At 70.3% G+C, this 6,777-nt stretch carries 8 protein-coding genes; 2 read left to right on the plus strand and 6 right to left on the minus strand.

Annotated features, from left to right (window positions below; all coding sequences use genetic code 11):
- Positions 1 to 59: 59 nt before the first annotated feature.
- The 3 genes from ACP2AD_RS00005 to ACP2AD_RS00015 form a co-directional block, all read right to left on the minus strand.
- Entirely contained in the window at positions 60 to 326 is a 267-nt protein-coding gene (locus ACP2AD_RS00005) for a hypothetical protein (RefSeq protein ID WP_425228024.1), read from the minus strand.
- A gap of 73 nt (positions 327 to 399) precedes the next feature.
- Positions 400 to 654 (minus strand): YMGG-like glycine zipper-containing protein, encoded by a 255-nt coding sequence (locus tag ACP2AD_RS00010; RefSeq protein WP_425228025.1) that lies wholly within the window; start codon positions 652 to 654, stop codon positions 400 to 402.
- A gap of 53 nt (positions 655 to 707) precedes the next feature.
- The gene (locus ACP2AD_RS00015; RefSeq protein WP_425228026.1) at positions 708 to 1,697 is read right to left on the minus strand and encodes a 2-hydroxyacid dehydrogenase; all 990 of its coding nucleotides are present in this window, start codon (positions 1,695 to 1,697) and stop codon (positions 708 to 710) included.
- Between the two features lie 95 nt (positions 1,698 to 1,792).
- Here ACP2AD_RS00015 and ACP2AD_RS00020 point away from each other — a divergent pair, with 95 nt between their 5' ends.
- Complete coding sequence (locus ACP2AD_RS00020) at positions 1,793 to 2,278, plus strand: SH3 domain-containing protein (RefSeq protein ID WP_425228027.1); 486 nt, start codon at positions 1,793 to 1,795, stop codon at positions 2,276 to 2,278.
- A 48-nt stretch (positions 2,279 to 2,326) separates the two neighbouring features.
- On the opposite strand, the gene ACP2AD_RS00025 is transcribed toward ACP2AD_RS00020, so the two are convergent.
- Positions 2,327 to 3,664 carry an MFS transporter gene (locus tag ACP2AD_RS00025; RefSeq protein ID WP_425228028.1) on the minus strand — a complete coding sequence of 446 codons (1,338 nt, stop codon included), beginning with the start codon at positions 3,662 to 3,664 and terminating at the stop codon, positions 2,327 to 2,329.
- A gap of 150 nt (positions 3,665 to 3,814) precedes the next feature.
- Here ACP2AD_RS00025 and ACP2AD_RS00030 point away from each other — a divergent pair, with 150 nt between their 5' ends.
- The gene (locus ACP2AD_RS00030; protein ID WP_425228029.1) at positions 3,815 to 4,180 is read left to right on the plus strand and encodes a winged helix-turn-helix domain-containing protein; all 366 of its coding nucleotides are present in this window, start codon (positions 3,815 to 3,817) and stop codon (positions 4,178 to 4,180) included.
- A gap of 54 nt (positions 4,181 to 4,234) precedes the next feature.
- On the opposite strand, the gene scpA is transcribed toward ACP2AD_RS00030, so the two are convergent.
- On the minus strand, positions 4,235 to 6,382 hold the full coding sequence (scpA, locus tag ACP2AD_RS00035; protein WP_425228030.1) for a methylmalonyl-CoA mutase: 2,148 nt from the start codon (positions 6,380 to 6,382) through the stop codon (positions 4,235 to 4,237).
- The coding region (locus tag ACP2AD_RS00040; protein ID WP_425228031.1) for an MliC family protein at positions 6,382 to 6,777 on the minus strand (396 nt) is incomplete at its 5' end. The genes ACP2AD_RS00040 and scpA, both read right to left, overlap by 1 nt.

Here is a 6,777-nt window from a genome sequence, read left to right on the forward strand (position 1 = left end):
CGGGGCGTAACGCGTCCGCGTGCAACCGCGCCGGATCGGCGGCATCGCGAGGGCCTGCCCTACTTCGGGCAGGCGACTTCCACACCGCGATCGAAGCAGCGCTTGGCGTTCTGGTTCTGATGGTTCTGCTCGATGCCGCCGACGATCGCGCCACCCGCGGCCCCGATCGCCGCGCCTTGCACCGCGCTGCCGCCGGTGATCGCGCCCGCCGCGGCACCCGCGCCGGCACCGACCGCCGCGCCGGTGCCCATCTTGCTGGCGCAGCCGGCGAGCGCCAGTCCCGCCGCCACCGCGACGCCAAGCGCCGAACGTCCGATCGTCGTCATGCCCGTTCTCCCACCCTCGCGGCATCTGCCGCCGGCGAACAGGATAGCCCGGGCCCGGGCGGACGTGCAAACGTTAGCGGCAGACCTTGCGGCCGTAATTGTCATAATAACAGTTGCGGTGCCGCTGGCTGTCCTTGATCGCGCCGACCGTGGCGCCTCCCGCGGCGCCGATGATCGCCCCCTTGCCGGCGTCACCGGCTATTGCCCCGACCGCGGCCCCGCCCAGCGCGCCGACCGCGGCACCCTTGCCGGTGTTGGTGTTGCACGCGGCGAGCGCGGGGCCCGACAGCAGCAGTGCAGCGATCGTCGCGGTTCTGATCTTCGACATGGCACGCATCTCCCAGTGATGCCGCATCAACCATCCGCGCGCGCCGCCGTTCCTCAGACCCAGCCCTCGAGCACCTGATCGGGCGGGCGGTGGCCGTCCTTCCACACCTGGATGTTGGCGATGACCTTGTCGCCCATCGCCTGCCGCCCCTCGAACGTCGCCGAGCCCATGTGCGGCAGCAGCACGACGTTGGGCAGGCCGAGCAGCGCCGGGTGGACCACCGGCTCATGCTCGAACACGTCGAGCCCGGCACCGGCGATGGTGCCGCCGGACAGCGCCGCCGCCAGCGCCGCCTCGTCGACGATCTCGCCGCGCGCCGCGTTGATCAGATAGGTGTGCGGCTGCATCACCCCGAGCGCGGCGGCGTCGATCAGATGGTGCGTCTCGGGGGTGTGCGGGCAGTTGATGCTGACGATGTCGACGCGCGCCAGCATCGCTGCGAGCGTCGGCCACCACGTCGCCTCGACCGCGCCCTCGACCGCGGCGGGCAGCCGCTCGCGATTGTGATAGTGGACGCTAAGCCCGAAGCTGCGCGCGCGCGCCGCCACCGCCTGGCCGATCCGCCCCATGCCGACGATGCCCAGCCGCTTGCCGGTGATGCGGTGGCCGAGCATGCCGGTCGGTCCCCAGCCGCCCCACGAGCCGTCGCGGATCAGCTTCTCGCCCTCCGCCAGCCGCCGCGGCACGAACAGGATCAGCGCCATCACCATGTCGGCGGTGTCGTCGGTGAGCACGCCGGGCGTGTTGGTGACGACGATGTTCCGCGCCCGCGCCGCGGCGAGGTCGAGGTGGTCGGTGCCGGTGCCGAAATTGGCGATCAGCTTCAGTTGCGGCCCGGCGGCGGCGAGCACCCCGGCGTCGATGTGATCGGTGACCGTCGGCACGAAGACGTCGGCGCGCGCGACCGCGTCGGCGAGCGCTTCGCGGTCGAACGGCGTGTCGGTGAAGTTCAGCTCGACATCGAACAGCTCGGCCATCCGCGTCTCGACCGCCTGCGGCAGGCGGCGGGTGACGATGACTTTGGGTCGCGCGTGGCTGTGCATCGCGGACAGCGCTATTGGCGGGGGGACGCGGCGTCAAGGTTCGGACCTGCGACCGCACTGGCCAACCGCGCATCGCCCGCGCTACACAGCGCGGGATGCGCCGTCTCGCCCTGCTGCTCCTGCTCGCCGCGCCCGCGCCCGCCGCCGAGCTCGCCGACGGGCGTTCGGGGCTGCCGACGCCGCGCTTCGTCTCGATCAAGCCCGCGCGCGCCTATCTCCGTACCGGCCCCGGCGACAAATATCCGATCAGCTTCGTCTATGTCCGCGCCGGGCTGCCGGTCGAGGTGCTGCGCGAATGGGAAATCTGGCGGCAGGTCCGCGACATCGACGGCACTATCGGCTGGATGAACAAGAACCTGCTGTCGGGCGAGCGCCACGCCGTCGTCACCAAGGACGTGCGCACGCTCTACGGCAGCGCCGACCTGCAGGCGCGGCCGGTGTGGCGGATCGAGCCCGGCGCGGTGGTCGGCGTCGTGCTGTGCGACGCCGCCTGGTGCCGCGTCACGCGCGACGGCAAGGGCGGCTATATCCTGCGCAGCCAGCTGTGGGGGGTGTATCCGGGCGAGGCGATCGGGAGCTAGGGGCGCTTTGCCAGACGGGGCGCTGTTTGGGTTGATGGCCGCCACCCGCTACGGCACCTCCCCCACCACCCGTCCCCCGCCCTTGACGAACATCAGCACCACCAGCCCCACCAGCAGCAGCCCCGAGATCGGCAGCAGCCCCCAGCGCTGCGAGCCGCTCGCCAGCGTCGCCTGTTCGACGAGCAGCGGTCCCAGCCACATCGTCGCGTTGCCGGCGATGACGAACAGCCCGAAGAACACCCCGATGCGGTCGCGCGGCGCGACGCGGGTCAGCAGCGTGCGGCTCGAAGCGTACGCGCCGCTGACCGAGATCGCGCCGAGGAACCCCGCGCCGATCAGGCCGAGTTCGGGCAGCGTCGTGAACATCGGGCCGTTCCACAAGGGTGCGTGCGCGGCGGGATCGAACGGGCGGTAGAGGAAGGTCGCAGGCGTCATGCCGAGCGAGATGAGCTGCGAGGTAATCGTGCCGATCAGCTGCCACGTCACCGCGCGCTTGGGGCCGATGCGCCCGTCGAGCCAGCCCGCCAGCAGCCCGCCCACCACCGCGAAAACGCTGAGGATCATGCCATAGGCGATGAGCTGCAGCGTCCCCCATTTGAACACGCCCGCGGCATAGACCCCGGTGAACACCAGAATGCCGGTCAGCCCATCGGTGTAGATCATCCGCGCCAGCAGGAACACCAGCGCGTCGCTATGCCCGCGCGCCTCGCGGAACAAGGCCACCAGATCGCCCGCGCCGCGCTGCACCGCGGTCCAGAACTTCATGCCGGTCGCGGGGACGTCGGGGACGAAGCGGAACAGCGGGATGGCACCCAGCGCGAACACCGCGGCGACCAGCGGCCCGGTGATGCGGTCCTGCTGATGCGTCGCGGTATCGAGGCCGAACAGCGGCGCCGGCGGCACCCAGCCCCACGCCACCTTGCCGGGCAGCGCGAACGCCCACAGCACGAACGCCAGCATGCTCACCGAGACGAAATTGCCGAAGGCGAGGCCCAGCCCCGATGCGGTGCCCGCCTGGTGCATGCCAGCGGCGGGCAGCAGCAGCGCGTTGTGCAAGGTCTCCGAATAGGCAAACAGGATGTTGATCACTGCGATGATGACGACGACCATCGTCAGCGACAGCCCCGAGCCGTCGGGCCGCGCCCACCACAGGCTGACGATCAGCGGCACCATCAACGCGACGACCCAGCCCAGCCACGGCTTCCTCGGCCCCATCCGGTCGACCGTCGCGCCGAGCAGCGGCGCGGTCAGCATCACCGCCCAGCCGGCATATTTCGCCGACCCCGCCGCCAGCGCCTGCCCGGTCACCGGATCGCCGACCATAGTGGCGACGAAATACGGCACGAACACATAAATGACGATGAGGATGACGTACGGATCGCGCACGCCCTGGAACAGCGCCCAGCTCCATCCCGCGGCGCCAAGGCGCTTGGCCGCTGTTGGCTCGATGGCGTGGTCCTTCCGCGGTTCGTTGCCGGCATCATGGCGCAGTGGCGGGGGGATGCAAACGGCGATGTTGCGCGTTACGCTCGTCCGATGAGTTCCTGCCTGCGCATCAGCATCCGCCTGCTCCACGACGGCGAGATCGCGCTCGGGCCGGGCAAGGCCGACCTGCTCGACGCGATCGCCGCTACCGGGTCGATTTCTGCTGCGGGACGGCAGCTGGGATTGAGCTATCGCCGCGCCTGGCTGCTGGTCGATACCATGAACCGCGCGTTTGCCGCGCCGCTGGTGACCGCCGCGAAAGGCGGTGCGCGCGGCGGCGGCGCAGCGCTGACCGAGACCGGACAAGCGGTGCTGGCCGGGTATCGCGCGCTGCAGGCGACCGTCGATCGAGCCGCGGTGCCGGCCGCGGCGAACCTCATCGCCCGGATGACGCCGCGTCCGATAGCTGAATTCTGACCTCCGGCGATGTCCCGCGCGAGTCGAGCTCGCCGCTCGAGGGGGCGGTGCCGCTTATTCCGCCGCCGCCAACTCTTCCCCCGCCGGCGGCAGGTTATGCCCCAATAGCCGCAGCAGCTCGGCTGCCGAGTCGACGATGTTGGTCCCCGGTCCGAAGATCGCCGCGGTGCCGACGCTGCGCAGAAAGTCGTAGTCCTGCGCCGGAATGACGCCACCGGCGATCACCCGGATGTCGGAACGGCCGGCGGCTTTGAGCGCGGCGATCAGTTCGGGGACCAAGGTCTTGTGGCCCGCGGCGAGGCTCGACGCGCCGACGACATCGACGTCGTGCGTGATCGCCAGGTTGGCCGCCTCGACCGGGGTCTGGAACAATGGCCCGACGGTGGTCTCGAATCCCAGGTCGGCGAACGCGCTGCCGACGACCTTGGCACCGCGGTCGTGGCCGTCCTGCCCCATCTTGGCGATCAGCACGCGCGGGCGGCGGCCCCTGCGGCGTTCGAACGCGGCGATACCGTCCTGCACGCGCGCATAGCCCGGGTCGCCCCGGTAGGCGTCGCCGTAGATGCCCTTGACCATGCGGACGACCGCCGCGTGCCGCCCGAAGATGTCCTCCATCGCCGCGCTGATCTCGCCCAGCGTGGCGCGGGCGCGGGCGCATTCGACCGCCAGCGCCAGCAGATTGGCGTCGCCGCGCGCGCCCTCGCGCAGCGCGTCGAGGCTGGCACGGCACGCGGCTTCGTCGCGATCGGCCTTGAGCGTCGCCAGCCGCGCGATCTGCCCCTCGCGCACCGCCGCCGAATCGACATCGAGGATGTCGATCGCATCGTCGGTGGCGGGCTGGTATCTGTTCACCCCCACGACCACCGTCTCGCCGCGATCGACCGCCGCCTGCTTCGCTGCCGCCGCCTCCTCGATGGCGAGCTTGGGGAGGCCCGCCTCGACCGCGCGGGTCATGCCGCCCGCCGCCTCGATCTCCTCGATCAGCGCCCATGCCTTGTCCGCCAGCTCGGCGGTCAGCGCCTCGACATAATAGCTGCCGCCGAGCGGATCGACGACGCGGGTCACCCCGGTCTCCTCGGCGAGCACCAGCTGCGTGTTGCGGGCGATGCGCGCGGAGAAATCGGTGGGCAGCGCGATCGCCTCGTCGAGCGCGTTGGTGTGCAGCGACTGCGTGCCCCCCAGCACGGCGGCGAGCGCCTCGACCGTCGTGCGGACGACATTGTTGTACGGGTCGCGCTCCTGCAAGGATACGCCGCTGGTCTGGCAATGCGTGCGCAGCATCAGCGATTTGGGGTCGGTCGCGCCGAAGTCGCCCATGATCTTCGCCCACAACTGGCGCGCGGCGCGCAGCTTGGCGACCTCCATGAAGAAGTTCATGCCGATGGCGAAGAAGAAGCTCAGCCGCGGCGCGAACGCGTCGACCGCCAGCCCGCGGGCCTGCGCGGCGCGGACATATTCGATGCCGTCGGCGAGCGTGAACGCCAGTTCCTGCAGCTGCGTCGCGCCGGCTTCCTGCATGTGATAGCCGCTGATCGAGATCGAGTTGAACCGCGGCATGTTCGCCGAGGTGTAGGCGATGATGTCGGCGACGATGCGCATCGACGGCACCGGCGGGTAGATATAGGTGTTGCGGACCATGAACTCCTTGAGCACGTCGTTCTGGATGGTGCCTTCGAGCTGCTCGGGCTTCACCCCCTGTTCCTCGGCGGCGACGATGTAGAACGCCAGGCACGGAATCACCGCGCCGTTCATCGTCATGCTGACGCTCATCCGGTCGAGCGGGATGCCGTCGAACAGGATCTTCATGTCGAGGATCGAATCGATCGCCACGCCGGCCTTGCCGACGTCGCCGGCGACGCGCGGGTGGTCGCTGTCATAGCCGCGGTGCGTCGCCAGATCGAACGCCACCGACAGGCCCTTCTGGCCGGCGGCGAGGTTGCGCCGGTAAAAGGCATTCGACGCCTCGGCGGTCGAGAAGCCTGCATACTGCCGGATCGTCCACGGCCGCCCGGCGTACATCGTCGCCTTGACGCCGCGCGTGTAGGGCGCGAATCCCGGCAGCCCGGGGTCGACCCCCGCGACGTCGGCGGCGGTGTACAGCGGCTTGACGGTGATCCCCTCGGGCGTCGCCCAGGTCAGGTCGGCACCCTTGACTTCCTTCGCCGCCAGCGCCGCCCAGTCGGCGAGCGTCTTCGCCGGCATCAGGGCTTGACGGCGGTGCACTTCGCCGCCGCCATCATCCCGACCTGCAGCGTCAGCGTATCGCCGACACCGCGGATCGAAGTCTGCGCGCCGTTCGAATATTTGAAGCCGTCGGCGACGGTTTCGGGATGCAGCTCGGTGTTCTGGCCGCCGCGCACCAGCACGGCGACGCCCTGATCGGGGAAGAAACGCACCTCGATGGTCTCGTCATTGTCACATTTATAGGTGGTGCGGCTCTGCTTCGGGGCTGGAACCGGCTGCGCATCGGTCGGCACGAACGGCTTGTCGGCCGGCGCAGGCGGCACGACCTCGGGGGGCGCCACCGGGACGGCGGGCGCGGTGGCGGCGGTATCGGCGGCCGGCGCCGCGGTTTTGGCAGGGCTGCAGGCGGCAAG

Origin of the sequence: Sphingomonas sp. (assembly GCF_965248875.1) — a bacterium.
In the GTDB taxonomy this organism is placed as follows: Bacteria; Pseudomonadota; Alphaproteobacteria; order Sphingomonadales; family Sphingomonadaceae; genus Sphingomonas.